This is a genomic window from Cytophagales bacterium (assembly GCA_033344775.1).
In the GTDB taxonomy this organism is placed as follows: domain Bacteria; phylum Bacteroidota; class Bacteroidia; order Cytophagales; family Cyclobacteriaceae; genus JAWPMT01.
The window spans coordinates 389,359-409,256 of sequence record JAWPMT010000004.1; the positions used below are offsets into that span (position 1 = coordinate 389,359).

Annotated in this window: 16 protein-coding genes; all 16 read right to left on the reverse strand. The window is 44.1% G+C overall.

What is annotated here, in order from left to right; translation table 11 throughout:
* Nucleotides 1–34: 34 nt before the first annotated feature.
* Nucleotides 35–1,585, reverse strand: coding sequence for a RagB/SusD family nutrient uptake outer membrane protein (locus tag R8G66_10450; GenBank protein ID MDW3192779.1), 1,551 nt, complete (start codon nt 1,583–1,585; stop codon nt 35–37).
* 11 nt (nt 1,586–1,596) lie between these two features.
* On the reverse strand, nt 1,597–4,653 hold the full coding sequence (locus R8G66_10455) for a TonB-dependent receptor (GenBank protein ID MDW3192780.1): 3,057 nt from the start codon (nt 4,651–4,653) through the stop codon (nt 1,597–1,599).
* Nucleotides 4,654–5,018: 365 nt separating this feature from the next.
* On the reverse strand, nt 5,019–6,059 hold the full coding sequence (locus R8G66_10460; GenBank protein ID MDW3192781.1) for a PKD domain-containing protein: 1,041 nt from the start codon (nt 6,057–6,059) through the stop codon (nt 5,019–5,021).
* Between the two features lie 40 nt (nt 6,060–6,099).
* On the reverse strand, nt 6,100–6,834 hold the full coding sequence (locus R8G66_10465; GenBank protein ID MDW3192782.1) for a FadR/GntR family transcriptional regulator: 735 nt from the start codon (nt 6,832–6,834) through the stop codon (nt 6,100–6,102).
* A gap of 242 nt (nt 6,835–7,076) precedes the next feature.
* The gene (locus R8G66_10470; GenBank protein MDW3192783.1) at nt 7,077–9,395 is read right to left on the reverse strand and encodes a chondroitinase-B domain-containing protein; all 2,319 of its coding nucleotides are present in this window, start codon (nt 9,393–9,395) and stop codon (nt 7,077–7,079) included.
* Between the two features lie 41 nt (nt 9,396–9,436).
* A complete protein-coding gene (locus tag R8G66_10475) occupies nt 9,437–10,441 on the reverse strand; it encodes a polysaccharide lyase family 7 protein (protein ID MDW3192784.1) in 1,005 nt (334 codons plus the stop codon).
* Nucleotides 10,442–10,510: 69 nt separating this feature from the next.
* Nucleotides 10,511–11,740 carry a divalent metal cation transporter gene (locus tag R8G66_10480; protein ID MDW3192785.1) on the reverse strand — a complete coding sequence of 410 codons (1,230 nt, stop codon included), beginning with the start codon at nt 11,738–11,740 and terminating at the stop codon, nt 10,511–10,513.
* Nucleotides 11,737–12,408, reverse strand: a complete 672-nt coding sequence (locus tag R8G66_10485; GenBank protein MDW3192786.1) for a bifunctional 4-hydroxy-2-oxoglutarate aldolase/2-dehydro-3-deoxy-phosphogluconate aldolase — start codon at nt 12,406–12,408, stop codon at nt 11,737–11,739. Before R8G66_10485 ends, R8G66_10480 begins: the two co-directional genes overlap by 4 nt.
* A 2-nt stretch (nt 12,409–12,410) precedes the next feature.
* Nucleotides 12,411–13,415, reverse strand: coding sequence for a sugar kinase (locus tag R8G66_10490; GenBank protein MDW3192787.1), 1,005 nt, complete (start codon nt 13,413–13,415; stop codon nt 12,411–12,413).
* A complete protein-coding gene (locus R8G66_10495) occupies nt 13,412–14,626 on the reverse strand; it encodes a 6-phosphofructokinase (protein ID MDW3192788.1) in 1,215 nt (404 codons plus the stop codon). Before R8G66_10495 ends, R8G66_10490 begins: the two co-directional genes overlap by 4 nt.
* A gap of 81 nt (nt 14,627–14,707) precedes the next feature.
* Nucleotides 14,708–15,757, reverse strand: a complete 1,050-nt coding sequence (locus R8G66_10500; GenBank protein ID MDW3192789.1) for a sugar kinase — start codon at nt 15,755–15,757, stop codon at nt 14,708–14,710.
* Between the two features lie 91 nt (nt 15,758–15,848).
* Nucleotides 15,849–16,514, reverse strand: a complete 666-nt coding sequence (locus R8G66_10505) for an NUDIX domain-containing protein (GenBank protein MDW3192790.1) — start codon at nt 16,512–16,514, stop codon at nt 15,849–15,851.
* A gap of 91 nt (nt 16,515–16,605) precedes the next feature.
* Nucleotides 16,606–17,358, reverse strand: a complete 753-nt coding sequence (locus tag R8G66_10510) for a glucose 1-dehydrogenase (protein MDW3192791.1) — start codon at nt 17,356–17,358, stop codon at nt 16,606–16,608.
* A 27-nt stretch (nt 17,359–17,385) separates the two neighbouring features.
* Nucleotides 17,386–18,150, reverse strand: a complete 765-nt coding sequence (locus R8G66_10515; GenBank protein MDW3192792.1) for an SDR family NAD(P)-dependent oxidoreductase — start codon at nt 18,148–18,150, stop codon at nt 17,386–17,388.
* 49 nt (nt 18,151–18,199) lie between these two features.
* A complete protein-coding gene (locus tag R8G66_10520; GenBank protein ID MDW3192793.1) occupies nt 18,200–19,504 on the reverse strand; it encodes an MFS transporter in 1,305 nt (434 codons plus the stop codon).
* A 19-nt stretch (nt 19,505–19,523) separates the two neighbouring features.
* Nucleotides 19,524–19,898, reverse strand: coding sequence for a cupin domain-containing protein (locus R8G66_10525; GenBank protein ID MDW3192794.1), 375 nt, complete (start codon nt 19,896–19,898; stop codon nt 19,524–19,526).

Below are 19,898 nucleotides of genomic sequence, written 5' to 3' on the forward strand. Positions count from 1 at the left end.
CTTTCATCTATCTCTCTATTGATAATGAAGGTATTTAACCTCCACTCAAATTCGGATTTCGGAGTACTTCATCCGCTGGAATCGGAATCAGGTAATCAGTCGGGTAAACAAAGCCGGGCTTCTCTCCCTCTAATCCTGCGGCACTAAAAACCGATTGGCCCAAATCTCTTCTTATGATGTCGTACCATCGCTTTCCTTCGAAGGCCAGCTCCAGCCTTCGCTCTTCCAAAACATCCTCCACGGTTACAGAACCAAAGTGATCGGCAGGAAAGGAACTTGGTGGATATTTCACATTATCACCATCGACCGCTCCATTTCTGGCACGTGCCCGAACCCTGTTCAGGTAGGTCTGTGCTTTATTGTTATCACCCATTTCTACTGCAGCTTCAGCAGCAATGAGTAATACTTCTGCATAGCGCATCAGCAGGTAATCCAACTCGGAAGCTCTTGACTCTGCACCGATGTTATCAGATTCTCCTGCGAACCGTTGATATTTCGCAATATGTGGTCGGTTGGAGTTCAATGGATCTAACGTGCTGAACTGCGTATAATCCACAATTTCTCCGGCTTGATTAGTTCCAGTCGTATCGAAACTCACGGCCCGGCGATAGTCTCTACCATCCCAAGTGTCGTAAACGTCGAAAGAAGGAACCATCACAGTCCATCCACCCTGCTTTCCATTGAAGTTTCCTTCAATGCCCGTCAGTGGTGCTAAATAGTCCGTGTACCAGTTGGTCGCATTGATACCAACAATACCCACATAATCCAGCACGAAAATGGGTTCGAGGGAATTTTTCACATTCGCATAATGGAACAAGTTCTGAAAGTCAGGCTCTAAACCCAATGCATACGTTCCATCTCCATCATCAATCGATCTCCCAATGACTTCCTCTGCCTCTGCAAGTGCATTCGCATAGTCTCCAGTCGTTAAATAAACAGAAGCCAGATACGCACTGGCTGCCGCCCTTGAAGGCACTGACTTATTAGAAACCGTATTCGGCAATACCGATTTAGCGAATTCCAGATCAGAAATAATTTCACTGTAAATCTCTTCTACTGAATTTGGAAAGGCACTACTCAACGCCGCAACATCGGAAACAGGCTCATCAATGTAAATCACCGGTCCAAACTGTCTAACGATGTGGTAATAGGTCATCGCACGGATGAAATGGGCCTGTCCACTTAACAGATTCAACTCATCTTCATCTCCGGAAGCAATGGAAGCTCCGAATATCGTCAGGTTACATGCAGATACGATATCCCACATCGCTCCCCATGAAACTAACGTGTTCCCATTATCGGCAATGTCATTAAAATTGTTGTGGTCAATTCTTTCCTGACGCGTACCCAGGTTACCTATGTCCACCATGTCACTTCGTAACATGATCTGAATGGAGGTTTCCCTGGCAAGGAAAAATCGGTGATGCATTCTGGCATAGATACCGTTTCGGGCAGACTCAACCGAGGCCACATCCGTGAAGAAAGTCTCCGGAACCAAAATTCCAATGGGCTCTTCCTGTAAATCTGAACATCCAAATGTTGATAATCCCAGGATCAACAAAAGCAAAAGCTTAAATCTATTCATTTGAATTGGGTTTAAAATTTTAGGTTAAGACTGAACGTATAGGACACGATGGTCGGGTAGTTCCCATAATCAAAACCATTGGTCGTATTGGCATCACCGGTACTTTCACCGCCTCCTCCAAAGTAGCTTACTTCAGGGTCTAATCCAGAGTAATCAGTGATCGTTAATAGGTTCTGTGCGCTGAATGACACCCTCGCGGAGGATAATCCAACCTTTTCAACAAGTTCTGCTGGAAGCGTATAGCCCAGTGCCAGGTTTTTCAGACGGATATAGCTTCCATCTTCAACAAACCGTGTCGACAACTCTCTTTGTGAATTGTTCCCCACTCTTGGGATGTTACTATCCGGATTTTGCAGGGTCCAGGCGTTCAAAATGTCCGTACTGGCATTCGCATCGCCATTCAACAATTGTACGCGGGTCAAATTAAAGATCTCGCCCCCTTGTGAACCTTGAATAAAGACGTTTAGGTCAAAATTCTTGTAAGAAACCGTGTTGTTGATACCAAATGTAAAATCTGGCGTGGGGTCGCCGATGATTTGTTGATCATTGGTATCGATCACCCCATCAAAATTCCCTTCCACATCTGCCACCTCTGCAAACATAGGATCACCAATGGTTCCTCCTTCAAACATGGCTGTCCCTTCGGGAAGTGCCCCGCCAGTAAACACGCCCTGGTATACATATCCCCAAAACATACCTGGCACTTCGCCTTCACGAAGGATATGCGTCCGGTCTCTACTGAAATACCCGGGAGATGCATCTAAAAATACATCCAGGCCGTCAATCAAAGTAATTACTTCGGTTCGGTTCGTGGACCAATTGAAATCAGTGGTCCATTGCAGGTCATTGGTGATGATGTTGCTCGTTCCTAATGATATCTCAAATCCTTTATTATTAATTTCTCCAATGTTCGTCAGTGCAAATCGGGTCAGGTTCCCCAGGTACAATGGCGTATTGAAATCAGGCATCAATAAATCTTCGGTATCAATGTTGTAGTAATTCAATTCCAGCTCTACCCGATCATCGAATAGGCCAAGATCAAGACCAAGATTGGTTTGATAGGATGATTCCCAGCGAAGGTTGCCATTGGCGGCCTGATCAGGAACCACACCTGCAACCACTCCACCCACGCCTAATCCGGCTACATCGTCGAAAGTGGCAAAAGAAGACAAGGCAGGAATAGACGTGTTACCGGTTACGCCATAACTCGCTCTTACTTTCAAGTTAGAAACAAAAGGATTAGAACTTAGGAAAGGCTCATTGGACACCCGCCAGCCTACGGCAGCTGAAGGAAAAATCGCATATTTCTCATTTTCTGAAAATCTGGAAGATCCATCTCTTCTTACCGTGGCAGTAATTAAGTATTTATCCGCCCAATCAAAATTGACCCGACCAAATTGCGATTCGATTTCCGTCTCGGAAAAGCTAGAAGTAGGTGTCAAAGCAACATCTGCACCTGCCAGATTATGGAAGCTAAAGCTGTCCTTGATCAATCCTTGTGCTCCCGCAGAAAACCTTTCGGTTACATCTCTTTGATAAGAATGACCTGCTACAAATGTCAAATTACCTTCTCCTATTCCTCGGGTGTAGGTGATGAAATTTTCATTGAGCAAGTGATTGGACTGACGATTGCTTATGCGCGCTGTACCGCCTAAACCACCATCAGTCTCGGTGAGCGTAGATGGAATGAAGGTACTGATGTTTTCATTTCTGGATCGTAGACCAAGTGTTGTTCTAAAACTTAAGCCTTCAATGATTTTATAATCCAAATATAGATTGGCTCTATTTCTATCTTCCTTGGTCTCCTCGATGCGCTCGGTAGCAACCGCAAACGGGTTATCGAGTAATCCTCCTATGTTTTGAGAAGTGAAGCTTCCGTCATCGTTGAAAATACCCAAGTCAGGTCTGAACCTAAACATCAGGCCAATCACATCATCTCCACCTCCATTGGCAGTTTGTCCTGTGGATTGCGTAGAAACGCCATCTTTTACACTTCTACGTGTAAAGAGACTCACTCCTATTTTCACCTTATCATTGACCTTTGCATCCATATTGGCAAGAAAGGATACTCGCTCAAAGGCGGAGTTAATGATGACTCCCTCCTGATTGAAGTAATTAGCCGATGCATAAAAATTGATATTCTCGCTTCCTCCAGCTACGGAAAATTGATGGTTGTGAACCGTTCCATTTCGAAATAGCACCTCCTGCCAGTCTGTATTCGCAGGCCCTTGCACAAAGGCAGGATTCAAGATTTGCTGAAATTCCGCAAACTGATCTGCATTCAGCAAGTCCAATCTGTTGGAAGTTTCTGAAGATGAAATAGTCGAATTCACTTCAACGGTCACCTTTCCCGGTACTCCCTTTTTAGTGGTCACCAGAATCACACCATTTGATCCTCGCGAGCCATAGATCGCAGCAGCTGAGGCATCCTTCAAAATTTCGATCGATTCAATGTCATTTTGCTGGGGCATGGTCGCTCCGACAAAACCATCCACCACGACCAGTGGAGAGCTGCTCGCTGAGAAAGACGTTGCCCCTCTAATTTTAATATCGATGGAAGCTCCAGGCTCTCCTCCATTTTCCGACTGCACAACGACTCCTGCCGCTCTACCTTGCAACGCTTGTGCCGCGTTCAATAGCGGGAATGCCTGTAGGTCTTTTGTTTTGACAGAAGATACGCTTCCTGTAATATCACTTTTTTGAACACTGCCGTATCCAATGACCACCACTTCATTCAGCTCTTCAACGTCTACTTCCATGGTGACATTGATGATAGTTCTTCCATTAACAGCAATAGATTCCGACCGAAATCCAATTGATGAAATCTCTAAAACTGCGTCGCTAGCAGCTGTTACGTTGAAATTCCCGTCGATATCAGTACTTGTACCTGTACTCGTCCCCTGAACTCTAATTGTAACTCCAGGTAACCCTTCACCATTCTCATCGGTGATCCGACCACTGATGGTTCCTTGTGCATGGGCACTCATGGAAACCAAGCAGCAGAACATAACCAGGAGGCACATCACCCCTTTGGCTCGTCCAATCGTACTTCGTAAAAAATAATTCATTGATAAATAGTTTTTAAATAGTCAGGTGGTGTCCTTCTGAGCTTACTTCAAGTGAAGCATAGTGAGTCTCCAAAAAACAACTTCCATTCACACTAGCTAATCCACATAATTACTGCCCTATTATAATAGTCCAGTTACAAACAAGAAACCATCTAATTGGTCGACCAATTTAAGATATACCAATTTCATTGCCAAATAATATGAGCAGATTTTCATAATCATTTTCCTACTATAGGAAGATTAAGAATTTTCCAATGAAATGACTATCGTCTTCTTTCATCGGAAACAAAAAAGGAGCGCCATTATGAACGCTCCCATGTTGTGGATTTTAAGTTTCCTTAATTTCTCACTATCGTAATTAACTCTTATTGTTCTTCTGCAACAGTTGCATCGACAGTATTCTCATGATAGGCAGTAGTTGGGTTTTCCAGGTCTTCACCGGGATTCAAGTTAGCACCTACCTGGAAAGCCTGAAAGTCATCGGTAAACACCACTACTTCAGAACCAGAATCTGAGGAATAGATCACGATATCATCTACTTCATAGGTTCCTTCATCTATGGTTGAATTAGAAGCATATTTCCACTGGAAATTAGCAGCGCCTCCCATAGTAGCTTCTAAGTGACCAGCAACATCTCCGTCACCGCCATTCGTAGTACTTACGGCATCGGCCAATACAGTTTGACCATCCATAATTACGGTCCAGGTGGGTACATCTGTTCCATTTGCCGACCAGCTTACTTCAACGGGAACCCAAACATCAATTTTTGGATCTGGGAAGTTCGCCGCTGCAATGGCATCATCAGAAGCTCCTTCACGGAAGGCATGACTTCCATCATCTTTCAATCTTACTTCAACGATAGAGAAATCGCCTGTTGTAGATGTTCCTGCAACATTAATAAAGCCATCCTGCGCATCTGCGTGTACACGATACATGAATGTTACACGACCTGTCTGAATCACATCTACAGATAATCTAAGCTCACCAGTATCATCATCTGTTGTATCCGTGATAGAACCGTACTTATTCAAAGGTGCGGTTACGGTGATCGTCTCGGATGCAGTGCCTTGCTCCCCATCAGCGGCAGTTACTGTTAATGTAACGTTGTAATCCCCTGCAGCTGAGAAAGTATGTGTAGGACTAGCTTCAGTTGAAGTTCCATCGCCTCCGAAATCCCAGGCATAAGTTCCAGTAAGGTCATCAATACCTAGAATCACAGATGTATTGGTGAATGTGTAAGTAAAAGAATCATCCACATCTACTTCAGCAGTAAAGCCTGCATTAACTGTAGCCGGATCCGGTGGTGCAGGTTCGTCCTCACTACAGGATATTAGTACAACCATTGTCGCCAAGAAAGACACCATTAAGATACCTTGCTTGTATGTCCTTGTTATTAGGTTTTTCATAATACTCGGGTTTTCTATTTAAGATTTATTAGTTCTGTTTTTATACTGCTTTCAAGTTTTCAGAGGTAAACTCCAGGCGATTGACATAATTAAGGGTTTCGTTGAAGTGCTCTTTGATGAGTGCCCCTGCTTCGTCTGAATTTCCTGCGGAGATATGCTCCACCAACAACTCATGTTCTTTTAGTGCGACCTCTGCTCTCCCCTCGCCACAGACATTATGCTTTTTGAAGTATGCCATGATATCCGGTGTGATGATTAACATCAATGATTTCAACACCGTATTCTTACTTGCTTCAGCAATCTTCAAATGGAATAAGAGGTCTTCTTCTACAGTAGGCTCCTCATTTTGCACCCTTTGCTTATGTGCCTCCAGGGCCTTCTCCAGTTCAAAGAGGTCATGGGATGTTCTATTCTTTGCGGCCAGCATAGCTGCATTCACTTCCAGCATGACCCTGGTTTCAACCAGCGACTTGAAATCATTACCATGCAAATTCAACATGTCGGAGATCAGTCCTTCCAGCGCTGGAAGTCCCAAACCGGCCACAACCGTACCACTCTGTGGGAGTGTTTTTAGTATGCCATAGAACTCCAATTTTTTTAGTGCATCTCGCAGGTGAGTCCGACCTACACCTAACCGCTCACACATCAATCGTTCGGAGGGTAGTTTATCTCCAGGATTCAGTTGCCCTGACGAAATCAAACCCTTGATCTGTCGAATGATCTGGTTTGACGGAGACTCAATCTCTATCTGAGAAAAGTTCTTAAGTAATTCCATTTCTTCAATAACAACCCTGAATTGGTCGACCAATTTATGGTAGACTAATTACAAATAAAACATTTTGACCATTTATTTTTTGGAAAAAAGCCGATCGAAGGGCTCGTACGCTTATTTGAATTGTTATAAATGCAATAGCATGACTGCATCAGCTAGAAATCCCAGCTAATGAATCCTCTGTATTAAGAAGAATGCTATGATTAATTGATCGGTCCGAGCGATGACCCAAACGTTGGAATAGACTAGTAAACCAGCTTCAATGGCAGGTTTTGTTCGAGGATCAATTTGCCTGAATTTTGGATGTCATTGTTAGCATGTGAGTTGTTCTTTGCACCCCACAGTCGCGCCACCAGTTTGACCCGGTTATTCTGGAAAGTATTACCTGAAATATCCACATTGATGATACCATACGTATTGATCAAAATACCATTTGGGTCTTTAGCACCACTATTGGAGAAAGCGCTTCCTTCAATGATCAAATTCCCACCGACAGTTGATTCATCATAACCGCCACGATAATAGTTGATGACATTGCTTTTTACGCCATCGAATTGGGTATCCCGAATGAACAAATTTTCTGCATTGTACTCTCCACGATCATCGTCTTCGGAAGCAAGCTCCAGGCCATTGTTGCAGTTTTTGATCACTGACGAATTGAATTCAATGAACTCTGAAAAGGAGTACTTATAAGCCTTTAGTACATAATCAAAGTTGGAAATCTCAGATTCAACCACCTCTAAATTGTAGAGACTAGACATGTTTTCCTTGAGGCTGGCAAAGGCATAATTCTTGCCATTTCCTTCGAGTCCGATGGACTTCAGGAACAGATCACCTCCAGGATTCATTTCAAATGCAGGAGTCTCAGCAGCTCCAACATAATTAATGGTAGGTTTCTCGGAAGCTACCGCAGCTTGTATGGTCAGTTTCGTCTTCACAGCTAAAGGGGCACTTAACTCATAGGTTCCAGCGGACAGATTGATCACATCTCCTTTCGATGCTTTTGCTACTGCTTGTATCAGCTCATCTGAATTTCTTACCTGATGAATCACCGGCTCAACATCATTTTTATCACCTGGGTCATACCCTATTGGCCCATATCGAGACATGTCCATCAAATTGGGTGCATGCTCACTTGAACCGTTTGTTGCCCCAATAGCATTATTTGCGCTTCGGTCGTTACCGAAAAGGTCTTTGCTGATCTTTTCAAACTCAAATCCCTTGTGGACATCAACATCACTAAAGTCTGAGGTAGGAATCAATATGTTCTCTTCCACTTGCTTCATGGCAAAATCCTTCTCCAAAAGTCCATCTACTCCCCGATAAGCAACTCCTTGATTGTTGATCACATTGCTACGAAAATCAATACCATCGATAGAATCGTACCGAAGGACCGGCACTTCGTCACCATTTGTATTGTAGATAATATTGTTTGCCACCAAAGTTCTAATTGGAGTCTCAGATCGGATTTCCGAAGGTGGTAGCACCTCTCTTTGGTCAATGTTAGACCCCACTCCAAATTGCCAGGGGGACTTACAGTTCACCCAGGTATTATGAGCTACCACCACATCTGTAACCTGGATGTATCGATTGAGCGGTGATTTAGGAATTCCGTTCATTACCGCAAGTGGTCCCCGGAAAATTTCTCCCCTTAGGTTATAAAAATAGTTATTGGTGATCCAATGTCCGGTGCCAATCAACCTTACTCCACCAACATGAGGTGAGTCTTCATCTCCAATGAAGTAGTTGCCATCTACAATGCAATAGTTCCCATGACGCGTAACCAAAGATCCCTCACTCTTGTAGAAAACATTGTTCCTGAATTCGTTGAAATTGGTCTTACTGGAAATGACCTCCACTTCTCCATTGCATCGGTCGAAAAAATTTTCATAAACCTGTGTATAGCTAGGGGCCATTGATGTGAAGCTGTTTCCTATCTGGATCGTTTCCGCACTGGGCCCGCCTTTTGGAGGTCTGGGTCCGAAATGGTTGTTATTGATTTGGTGGTAGTTATTGATACTTTCATTACCAGCAAGATCTACTCGAATAGTCGGTCCTCGATTGGATTTACCTGCTAAATAACTATGATCCAACTGATTGTGTCTCCCCTTAAATAAGACCCACAAATCCTGCTTGTTTCGCTGTGATTTATTAAAAGCATCGATCACACAATTGGTCACTCTACAGTGGTTGGCCAGAGTATCGTCATTGACGGAAAATTCGATAACAGCTCTCGAAGGAGAGGCACCATTGGCAAAATGTAACCCATCCACCACCAGGTGCTCACCTCCAAGCTTCAAATTAGAAACGCCTTGCAAAATGACTTGCCCTGAAGTTTCCGCTCTGAGTATGATCGGGCTTCCTTCAGTTCCTTTCCCAACGAAACGAATTTGGGCATCATTCCAGGGGCCATTCTTCATGATGATTTCAGTGCCAGGGGTAGCACTGGAAATGGCCTCATTTAGTTCCATAATATTTGAAACCATCACTTCTTTTTGAGAAGTTGACTGTTGGCAACCTATGAGGATGATTAAGGAAGTAACTAAGAATAAAAGACGTTTCATGTTTTTAAATTTTGGGTCATGTGGGGTGAATGCCAGGTGTTCTATCTGGGAGGTGTTCCGGGGCCAACGGACGATGAACGGAACCAAACTTCCGCATAACTCCCATTCGTATATTGTAAGGCTACATCTCCATCATAGGTCGCAGATCCAGTCCCCCAAACCATGTTGTCTTCGGGGCTTCGGCCGTTGGTCTGGTTGTACGCACCTTGTTTAAAAAATTGTAATTCACCTTCATAGGCATTGGGCTTTTCCGTTCCATCTTGCCCAATAGGAACATACAAGTCCACAATTTGCTGAGGCAATGATGTACTGGAGAATTCTGATTGTATCAGATTCTTCTGAAAAGTCCTTGTTTCATGACCCTCACTGGAAAAGGTGAGGTACATCACACCCTTGTAAACATTCACTTCGTAGCTAAACTCCTCGCCCAATGCAATGCCATCTAGAGGTTCCTGGGGGTATTCTTCCGGTGCATCGCCAACTACTGACATATCGTACCCCCATACTGCCGTAGAAAAATCCCATCTTCCGGAGTTATCGCCATCGGTATTGATCTCATAATTCCAGTATACCGAGCCTTTCGTATGCCCGGGAAATTTCTTATAAAAGATCTTTAGCGGCTCATTCTTATGTTTTTCCGCACTATGTATTTGTCCTACTACCACAGCGTAGGAAGCAGCGACTCGCGCATCGCCAGAAGTGCTCACGTGCATGACTTTGAGCGTTCCAGTCAACTTGCCACCAATGTCAGGAGTCCATCGCTCGATTTGTCCCAATTCCGATCTTGTATTATGAGAATTAGGTGAGGTAATTCCTCCATTTGGTGCTTTGTACACCACCCAGTCAGCACCATCGTTTGTGTGAAAAAAATAATCATCATGCTTAAACTCTATCAAGTCATCCTTGCTTTCACCATTACCAAGAAGGATCTTCCACTGTCCCAGAGAGTTCATTACGTCGCTCGGAAATTGTGCCTCTTGTGTTGCTGCTTCATTCGATGTTGCAGACTTTGAACCACAGCTTTCCAGCAGGACTGCTATGCTCAAAATAAATATAAGATGGATAAATATTTTCATAATTGAAGGGGTGAAAACAATTCTATTACCATGGAATACTTAAGTCAAAATATCCGATAATCCATTATAAGTGATGATCAATGCAAAGACCAACGCTCCTACCAATATCAAATTTATGATTGGCTTCCATTTAACCACAACAGATTTACGGTTCCATAGCATGATGAAAATAAAAACCACCAGTGGTAATCCGAAGGCATTGAGTACTTGAGAAAGGATTTGCCCTTTGATGGGATTTACCCCAAAGACGGGAATACTTAATGCTAATAGGCTCGCAAATCCGGTAATGATCCGAAACCTTTTGGAAGTCACATCTAAATTACCAGAAGAGTAATCAGCAACCATTAGCGGCACAATCATCAAACAAGGAAATATGGAAGAAAGTCCGGCACTCAACGTTCCAACAAAGAAAACCCCCACTGCAAATTTTCCTGCGAGGGGTGTCAATGCCCCAGACATGTCAAGTACTTTAGTGATCTCGGTACCTGTACCATAGAGCGACCCAGCAGACACGGACATGATGGATCCGCTGATAATAAAAATCAGGATCGCAGCTACAATTCCATCATTGCGATGTGTAACCTGATCTTCTCGTGTCCATCCTTTCCCCTGGATAAACAGAGGTCGTGATAAAAAGGTAGCCGCAGCCATAGTGGTACCCACGAATGCCGCTAACAGAATACCTGCTCCATCCACTTGCGGGATTTTTGGAACAAGGCCTTTAATAACCTCCATTGGTAGCGGCATCACAAAAAACAGCGTAAAAAAGAAGGACAGCCCCATCATCGATACAAACAGGGCCAATACTTTTTCAAAAAGAGAATAACTCCCCTTCAACAGGAGGAGATAAAATGTCCCAATGATTATTACAGCAATGCCTAACACCACGGGATATGGATTGGTAATTCCCGGATAGTTGAGCTGGATGATCTCAAAAATGACATTGGAAGTAATTCCAAGAATACCAATCAGGGAATTCCATTGACCTATTCCCACCGAAATGATGATCGCACAGGCCAGCACCTTACCCATCGGCAAGTGCTTTTTTACGGCAAATAAGGCAGTCTCCCTGGTGATCAAATAGTATTGTCCTGAAACGTAAATCAAAACACCGGAGAAAAGACAACTAAGGGCTAAAACCCATAGCAGGTCCATACCGAATGAGTTCCCTGCAACGATCATTGAGGTCACGCTGCCCGTCCCAATGGTATAACCTATGGCAAAAATTCCGGGGCCAAAGGACAATAGAAATTTGATCAGATTTTTCAAGCAGTTCTGATTTTATCGATCAATTCTAAACATTCTCGTACACTGGCTTCCAATCCTGCATAATCGTTGTTCTTAATCACATCCTTAGAGATCAATTTAGACCCCATTCCAACACAGGTGACTCCTGCATTGAACCAGCCTCTCAAATTTTCTTCAGTCGGCGAAACGCCCCCTGTAGGCATGATATTGGTCCAGGGTTGAGGACCTTTGATGGCGCTCACGAATCCTGGTCCGTATGTCCCTCCCGGAAATAGTTTAACCAGTTCGCAACCCATCTCTTCCGCTCGTGCAATTTCCGTAAGGGAAGCACACCCTGGCGACCACAATACTTTCTTTCGATTACAAGCTATCGCAATGTCTTCTCTGAAGACTGGAGTCACCACAAAATTTGCCCCTAATTGCAAGTAAAGTGCCGTTGATCCAGCATCGGTTACAGAACCAACACCCAGGATCATTTCGGGTAATTCTTGCTCCGCGAACTTGTTGAGCTCCCTAAAAACCTCATGGGCATAATCTCCCCGGTTGGTGAACTCAAGTACCCTGGCACCTCCCTGGTAGCATGCCCGTAGTATGTTTTTTGACAATTCAATATCGGCATGATAAAACAAGGGAACCATCCCCGTTCTTGCCATTTCAGTGTAAACCTGAATTCTTGAAAACCTTGCCATAATTATCTAATGATTATTCCTGTTGTATTTCCTATTACAATTCTTTGAACGTCTTCCGCAGATACCACATTGGCATCCCCTTCGACGGTATGTTTTAATGCACAAGCTGCAGCTGCAAAATTCACTGCATCTTGTTCTCTTTCGTAACTTAATAAGCCATAAATCAATCCAGCAGCATACGCATCCCCGGTACCCACTCGATCCACTATGTGTGTGACGTCAAATGACGGTGACCGATACATGCTGTTTTCACTCCACATAAAACCTTCAATTCGATTATGTGAAGCACTAACACTTTCCCGGTCTTTATCAACGACTTTCCTTACCCGAGGATAGTCATTCGTCAATTGCCTTGCACTCTCTTCAAACGGAGAATCAATTTCACCAATACCCAAAATTTCGTTCATGTCATACGTACTGGCAATGACCACATCGCACCCCTCTACCATTTCAGGAATGACCTCTTGCTGGCTTTTCCCGTACTGCCACAAACTCTTTCTGGAATGAATATCTCCTGATACAGGAATGCCAAGTTTATTCGCCGCAGCAATGGCTTCCTGGCAGGTGTCCGCAGCACTTTGGCTGATCGCCGGAGAAATGCCCGTCCAATGGAACCAGGAAGCCTCCTTCAAAATCTCATCCCAATCCACCATTCCCGGTGCTATACTTGAAAAGGCAGACTGATCACGTTCATAAACAACCTCACTGCTTCGATGAACAGCTCCTTTCTCCAGGAAGTACTTCCCCATTCGGCCATCACCATAGATGATTCTGGAAGTATCCAGCCAGTGATGTCTTAAAAATTGCGTGGCTGACTTGCCAAGTAAGTTATCCGGGAATCGCGTTACATGGAGCGCTTCAAGACCAAAATAAGCGAGTGAAATGGCCACATTTGCTTCTCCTCCGCCATAAGCCAAATCAACAGTAGTCGCCTGGGAAAATTTGGCATGACCCGGAGGCGACAACCTCATCATGACTTCACCAAATGTGACGACCTTCTTGCTCATGCCCAGTTCAATACTTGATCAAATTCATAATTCTCAGGATCTGGTAAATACGATTTCGCGGCCTCTCTATCTCCAGGTGTGAGGTAATGGAGTTCATCCAGAAACAACCTGGAGATTTGTGCTTCAATATCTACCAGTCGTGGTTCTACTTTGCCATCTTTCTGAAAATCTTCCAGATAAATGGGGCTAATATCTCCCGTAGAATTCGCACTGACAATGCAGCCAGTAATGCCTTCATTGAACAGCTTCTTTACGCCTAATCCCAAAAGTGAGCAGAGCGTTAGGTCGAACCCTATAGGTCGGGCACATCGCAATTCATAACCCAACTCCGTGGGTCGACTTTTGATATGGATATCAAGTGCTTGCAAGCGCTTTTGAAGCAAAATATTGAAAATATGGGCCTTACTTACATTGCCTAGCTCCGGATGGCCATGGGCATCGTAAGTAAATGAGATCCCACTCTTTTCAATTTCTTTTATGTTGAGGATATGAAAAACACCCTCACTCACCATCGCTACCCCGTACTCAATTCCCAGGATCTTTCTCTTGACAATGGAGGAAATAATAAGGTTGATGATTTTATCGAGGGTCACTTCGGTTTTGTTAAACATTTCCGGAATGACCATCATCGGGAAGTGGCACCCGGTAGCGATACCAAATGCCAGATGTCCCGCGGACCTTCCCATGGCAGACATGACAAACCATTGTCTTGATGTCCGAGCATCTTCGTAAACCGTATGGCCAATCCTCACCCCTTCATCTTTGGCGGAATGGAACCCAAAAGTTGGATTCCGATCTGGGAGCGGCAGGTCATTATCGATGGTTTTCGGTACATGGATATTGCTGATGTCAATGTTGTTTGATTTCAGGTATTTGGCAATTCTATTGGCCGTAGAAGCGGTATCGTCGCCACCGATGGTCACCAACAATTTGACATTTTCTTTTTCAAACAGGCGGGTATTGAAATCCGTGTCCTTTGGTTTGAATCGGCTCATGATCAGAGTTGATCCACCTCGGCTAAAAATCCGATCAGCATGCTCGAAATCAAATTCCTTGATCTCCGGATTTTCCGAAAACAGCCCCTGGTAGCCATGGTGGATGCCCAGCACCCGGTAATCATCGGCAATAAAGGCTTTGGCCACCGTGGCAATCACGGTATTAATCCCGGGGGCAGGTCCCCCGCCACAAATAATAACAACGCTAGGTTTCACGATTTGAAAAATTAAAAAAAGGGGCCAGGCTAGTTTAAAACTTATGAACTACAATTGATTGCCTGACTCCCAAGGCAATTCTTATCTCGCCACCCTTCCGGAGGCGTCTCCTTTCATGAGTTTCTCCACTTCGGCAACAGTCACCAAATTGGCATCCCCCTTAATCGTATGTTTCAAGCAAGAGGCCGCTACGGCAAAATCCAGAGCATTCTGATCGTCATCCGGATACTGCAACAGTCCGTAAATCAATCCTCCCATAAATGAATCCCCTCCACCTACTCGATCAACAATATCTGTGATTTGATATTGGCGGGTATCATACATTTTAGTTCCGTCGTAGAGTACACCTGCCCAGGTATTGTGTGAAGCAGAAATTGATCCACGAAGTGTCGTAATTACCTTCTTGGCTTTCGGAAACTTTTTCATCATCTGCTGGCAAACGGATAAGAAGGCTTCTGCTTTCACATTGTGGCCTTCCGTTTGGACTGAAATCCCTTCTGGTTTGATCCCAAAATGCATCTCGGCATCTTCTTCATTACCAAGTACTACATCGCAGTAAGCAGTCAATTCTGTCATGATAGCCTCCCGATGATCAGCACTACAATACTTCCACAGTTTCGCTCGATAGTTCAGATCCGTAGAAATGGTAATGCCCATTTCTGAAGCCGCTTTTACTGCTTCCAAACAGGCATCTGCGGCACCTTGTGAAATGGCAGGCGTAATTCCTGTCCAGTGAAACCAGGCAGCTCCTTCAAATACTTTTGACCAATCTACCATTCCTGGTTCAATCTCAGCCATGGCTGAATGCGCTCGATCGTAAACGACTTTACTGCCTCTACTTACCGCACCAGTTTCTAAAAAATAGATCCCTAACCTATCTCCGCCGAAAATGATATTCTGGGTGTTTACACCCCGCTTCCTCATTTCCATTAAGGCACATTCTCCAATGTCATTTTTAGGTAATCGAGTGACAAAATCCACCGGCACGCCGTAGTTCGCCAACGATACCGCGACATTTGATTCACCGCCTCCATAAACCACATCGAAACTGTTGGCTTGTGAAAACCTCAAGAAACCAGGAGGGGCTAACCGAAGCATGATTTCTCCAAATGTTACGACTTTTTGATCCATCTAATTATATGATTTACAATAGGTTAATATTTAATACTGTGTAATTTATACACAGTTTAAGGAATTTACAAATTACCTGTGAATCCTTCTCTTATTTTCTTTTGAACAACACCGGACCGCCTTTTACGCCGGTTTTCTTTTCGTTGGTCGCTTCAAGAATGTCCATTTGCAAAATCTTCTTTCTGAAATTGCGACGATCCAGTTTTTCACCAAGTATACTTTCATAAAGTTCCTGGAGTTCTGTTAATGTGAAGCGGTCTGGCAGCAACTCTCCGAAAATCAGGTTTTGCTTCAGATTATTACGAAGCTTCTCGAGTGCCTCTGATAGCAAAATTTCATGATCGAACCCAAGCTTCGGCAAATCATCCAATGAAAACCAATTGATCTCCGAAATGTAGTTTCTAGGTATCACTGGATAATCTTCTGGTTTGACCAACGCATAGAATGACACTGAAACCACTCGTTTGATCGGATGTCTATTGACATTGCTGTAACAAGCCACTTGCTCATGAGGTATCTTTTTGATCCCAGTCAAATTGAACAAGACCTGATGCACAGATTCTGAAAGGGTTTTCCCCTCTCCCATGGTCCCACCTGGTAGCAACCAGTGATCCTTGAATGGTTCGATCGATCGCTTCACTAAAAGGATCTTAAGTTCATTCTCCTGAAAACCGAAAACACAACATTCAACGGCAAGTGTACACTTGTAGGAATCGAGTGATACGGCAGTATCCAGGGGACCAACTTTCTTTTTCATCTTATTCACCTTCAAAAGCGAATTAAAACCAAAAATATGAATCGTTGCGCCGAGCATGCTACTGTCGTTCTAAGTCTGATCAAATTTCGGCTTATGAAAAGGCCAATCCCCCATTGATATCTACATTGTTTCCTGTCATGAATGACGATTGGTCACTAGCCAGGTAAGCCACCAAATCCGCTACTTCTTCTGCCTTTCCTTCTCTCCTTAACGGGGTAGCATTCGCCACATTGACCCTTACTTCATCTTTGGTAAAATCATCGTGAAATTTGGTCGCAATCATACCTGGGCAAACTGCATTGATTCGAATTCCTTCCGGGCCAAATTCCTTGGACCAGTTTCTTGTCAAAGTCATGACTGCCGCTTTCGAGGAAGCATAGAGCGCAGAACCGGGTCCCCCTCCATCACGTCCTGCCTGCGAGGCAAGATTAACAATCGAACTTCCTTTACCCATCAATGGCTTCATTGCTTGTGTGACAAAAACCGTTCCTTTGAAATTGACTCCCATGACCAAATCATAGAAAGATTCATCCAATTCCTCTGCTTTCTTACGGGCAAAAAGCCCTCCAGCATTATTGACAAGTATATCCAACTTATAACCAAAGGCTTTTTTGGTTTTAGCAACCAGATGATCAATATCTCCCTGTTTTGTTACATCTCCCTTTACCGCAATCGCTTCACCCCCAACGTCTTTAATAGCGGCAAGTGTGTCTGCGCTATCCGACTCACTATTGAAATAATTGACCACTACCTTGGCCCCTTCTTTTGCCAGTTTCACACAGATAGCGCGCCCAATGTCACGCGCGCCACCTGTAACAACAGCTACTTTTCCTTCCAACTTCATTCAATGTAATGTTTTAAAACAGATTTTTTAAATCCCTAGTGCCTGACCGCCGCCAATCTGAATGGTCTCAGCCGTAATAAATGACGCATCATTCCCAGCCAGGAAGGATACGACAGAGGCTACTTCTTCCGGTTCGCCTAATCTTCCCAACATGATATTATTCTTCCACGAAGCAAATACTTCTGGTTTTGTTGACTTGATCTGCGCATGAAAAGGGGTATCAATCGTTCCAGGAGAAACTGCATTTACTCTGATGCCGTACTCCGCCAAATCTTTGGCCAATGCCCTGGTGATGGCGTGAACTCCTGCTTTCGATGTTCCATAAATTCCAGCACCAGGACCACCTGCATTCCATCCCGCATTAGAAGTGTAGTTGATGATCGTAGGATGCTCTCCATTTTTCAAATATGGAATTGCCGCCCTTGAAGCAAAAAATACAGAGTCCAGATTGAGTGCCATGACGTTTCGGTAAAATTCAGTGGTCATCTCTTCGAATCTTGAACGGCCGCCAAGTCCGCCGGCATTATTTACCAATACATCAATTCGGCCATATTTCTCACCAATGGCTTTAATATTAGCCGTTACATCTTCTTCTTTGGTCACATCAAACCCATAGTATTCTGCTGTAATTCCCTCTGCTTCTAGTTCTTTCACTCGCTGGGAACCGGCTTCATCTTCAATGCCATTCAGGATGACGATGAAACCATCTTTTCCTAGTCTACAGGCTACTTTAAAACCTATGCCACCAGTGGCTCCCGTTACAATTGCTACTTTATTATTTGATTTTTCCATTTTATGTCTACTGTAATATTTTATTCGTGTTTTTAAATGATTTAAGTTTTTAAGCAGTTGGTTTGAGTGGCTCAATCTTGCCACATAGAAGCAACACGCCAGCCAGGGCTATCAAGGCCAATGCCGACCCGATGTAGAATACTGGTTGGTAATTCCCTCCACTGGTTAGCCAGGGCACGAAAAAGGTCAACCCTGCTGCGGCCAGTTTAGCAGCCATACCTGCAAATCCGGCAAGCGTACCTACCGTCTTACCACTGAAAAAATCACTCGGTAAGGTTTGGATATTTCCAATGGCTGTTTGAAATCCGAAAAGAATAGTTGCCATGATGATTACCGCTGTGGTCGGACCACCTGGACTCGCCAAAGCCAGTAGAGATGGCAACATGATCAAACATCCGATGGTGATCACTAATTTTCTAGCCCTGTCTACAGACCATCCAGCCTTTAATCGGTTCTGAGCCAATAGACCTCCGAACCAGGCACCGAACATGGCTCCAACATAGGGCACCCATCCGTAAATCAATAACCCCTTGACATCCATGTTGTATACTTCGAACAAGTAGATAGGAATCCAGGAAATGAATAACCACCAAATGGGGTCAATGGCAGCTGAAGCAATAATCACCCCCCAACTTTGACGATGGGTAAGCAATTTTCCTGTACTAGGATTATATCCTTCCTCGCTGCTTGAATCTTGATTACCGGTTGCTGATTTTTGGCCACTGAGGATATATTCCTTTTCCTCGTCGGTAATCCATGGGTGTGACTTAGGAGGAGCTTTTACGATAGCAAACCAGGGAATCAACCAGATGAAACCAAGGGCCGCCACTGCAATGAAGATAGCGACCCAACTCCCAAGTGCAAGAGATAATGATGAAATGATTGGAATAGAAACAAGTCCTCCGATCGCTGCACCTGAGTTAAATAACCCTTGTGCAAAAGCTCTTTCTTTGGTTGGAAACCATTCTGCATTCCCTTTTGCGGCTCCCGGCCAGTTTCCCGCTTCTGAGATCCCCAAAATGGATCGAAATAAGGCAAAGGTTGTAAATGAGCCTGCAAACGCATGAAGCGCTGTAGCAATGGACCAAACACCAATGGATAAAGCAAACCCTATGCGGGTTCCTATCCAGTCAAAAATCTTCCCGAAAATGGCCTGACCAAATGCATAGGAGAACATGAAAATGATGGTGATGTTAGCATAGATCGCTTTGCGTTCATCAATTCCTTTGTCTGGAAAAAGATCATCGGCAATTTGAGGCCAAAGGACACTCAAGGTTTGCCGGTCGATGTAGTTGATGATGGTTGCTAGCGCAATCAGGCCTACCACCCACCATCTTAATCCTCGTAATTTCATAAATCAGTTATTGGGTTGATCAATCTTTATCACCGAAATAAGATACTCCCGCTCCACTAAGAAAATCTTCCCTTACCGGACTGAATGTATCGATCAGCATCCCTTCTTCCAGGCAAAGGGCACTATGAAGCAAGTTAGGCTCGATATAAACGCCATCTCCCCCTTTGACCACCTGTTTCACACCATCGATTTCAAATTCAAATGAACCTGAGACCACATAAGTTGCCTGGGTGTGAAAATGACTGTGCGGTGAACCCAATGCACCTTTTTCGAATTTCACCAGAACCATCATGATCTGGTTATCATATCCAAGCATTTTTCTGGATACTCCTCCTCCGAGTTCCTCCCATTCCATGCCTTCGGTTAGGACATATTTATCGCTATTTCTCTCCAT

Bases quoted from the DNA above. Each gene is read 5' to 3' on its own strand.
- R8G66_10460 (MDW3192781.1), bottom strand. From the start codon at position 6,059: ATGAAAAACCTAATAACAAGGACATACAAGCAAGGTATCTTAATGGTG.
- R8G66_10505 (MDW3192790.1), bottom strand. From the start codon at position 16,514: ATGAAAAAGAAAGTTGGTCCCCTGGATACTGCCGTATCACTCGATTCC.
- R8G66_10520 (MDW3192793.1), bottom strand. From the start codon at position 19,504: ATGAAATTACGAGGATTAAGATGGTGGGTGGTAGGCCTGATTGCGCTA.
- R8G66_10510 (MDW3192791.1), bottom strand. From the start codon at position 17,358: ATGAAGTTGGAAGGAAAAGTAGCTGTTGTTACAGGTGGCGCGCGTGAC.
- R8G66_10450 (MDW3192779.1), bottom strand. From the start codon at position 1,585: ATGAATAGATTTAAGCTTTTGCTTTTGTTGATCCTGGGATTATCAACA.
- R8G66_10525 (MDW3192794.1), bottom strand. From the start codon at position 19,898: ATGGAGAGAAATAGCGATAAATATGTCCTAACCGAAGGCATGGAATGG.
- R8G66_10490 (MDW3192787.1), bottom strand. From the start codon at position 13,415: ATGAGCAAGAAGGTCGTCACATTTGGTGAAGTCATGATGAGGTTGTCG.
- R8G66_10455 (MDW3192780.1), bottom strand. From the start codon at position 4,653: ATGAATTATTTTTTACGAAGTACGATTGGACGAGCCAAAGGGGTGATG.
- R8G66_10500 (MDW3192789.1), bottom strand. From the start codon at position 15,757: ATGGATCAAAAAGTCGTAACATTTGGAGAAATCATGCTTCGGTTAGCC.
- R8G66_10515 (MDW3192792.1), bottom strand. From the start codon at position 18,150: ATGGAAAAATCAAATAATAAAGTAGCAATTGTAACGGGAGCCACTGGT.
- R8G66_10465 (MDW3192782.1), bottom strand. From the start codon at position 6,834: ATGGAATTACTTAAGAACTTTTCTCAGATAGAGATTGAGTCTCCGTCA.
- R8G66_10485 (MDW3192786.1), bottom strand. From the start codon at position 12,408: ATGGCAAGGTTTTCAAGAATTCAGGTTTACACTGAAATGGCAAGAACG.
- R8G66_10470 (MDW3192783.1), bottom strand. From the start codon at position 9,395: ATGAAACGTCTTTTATTCTTAGTTACTTCCTTAATCATCCTCATAGGT.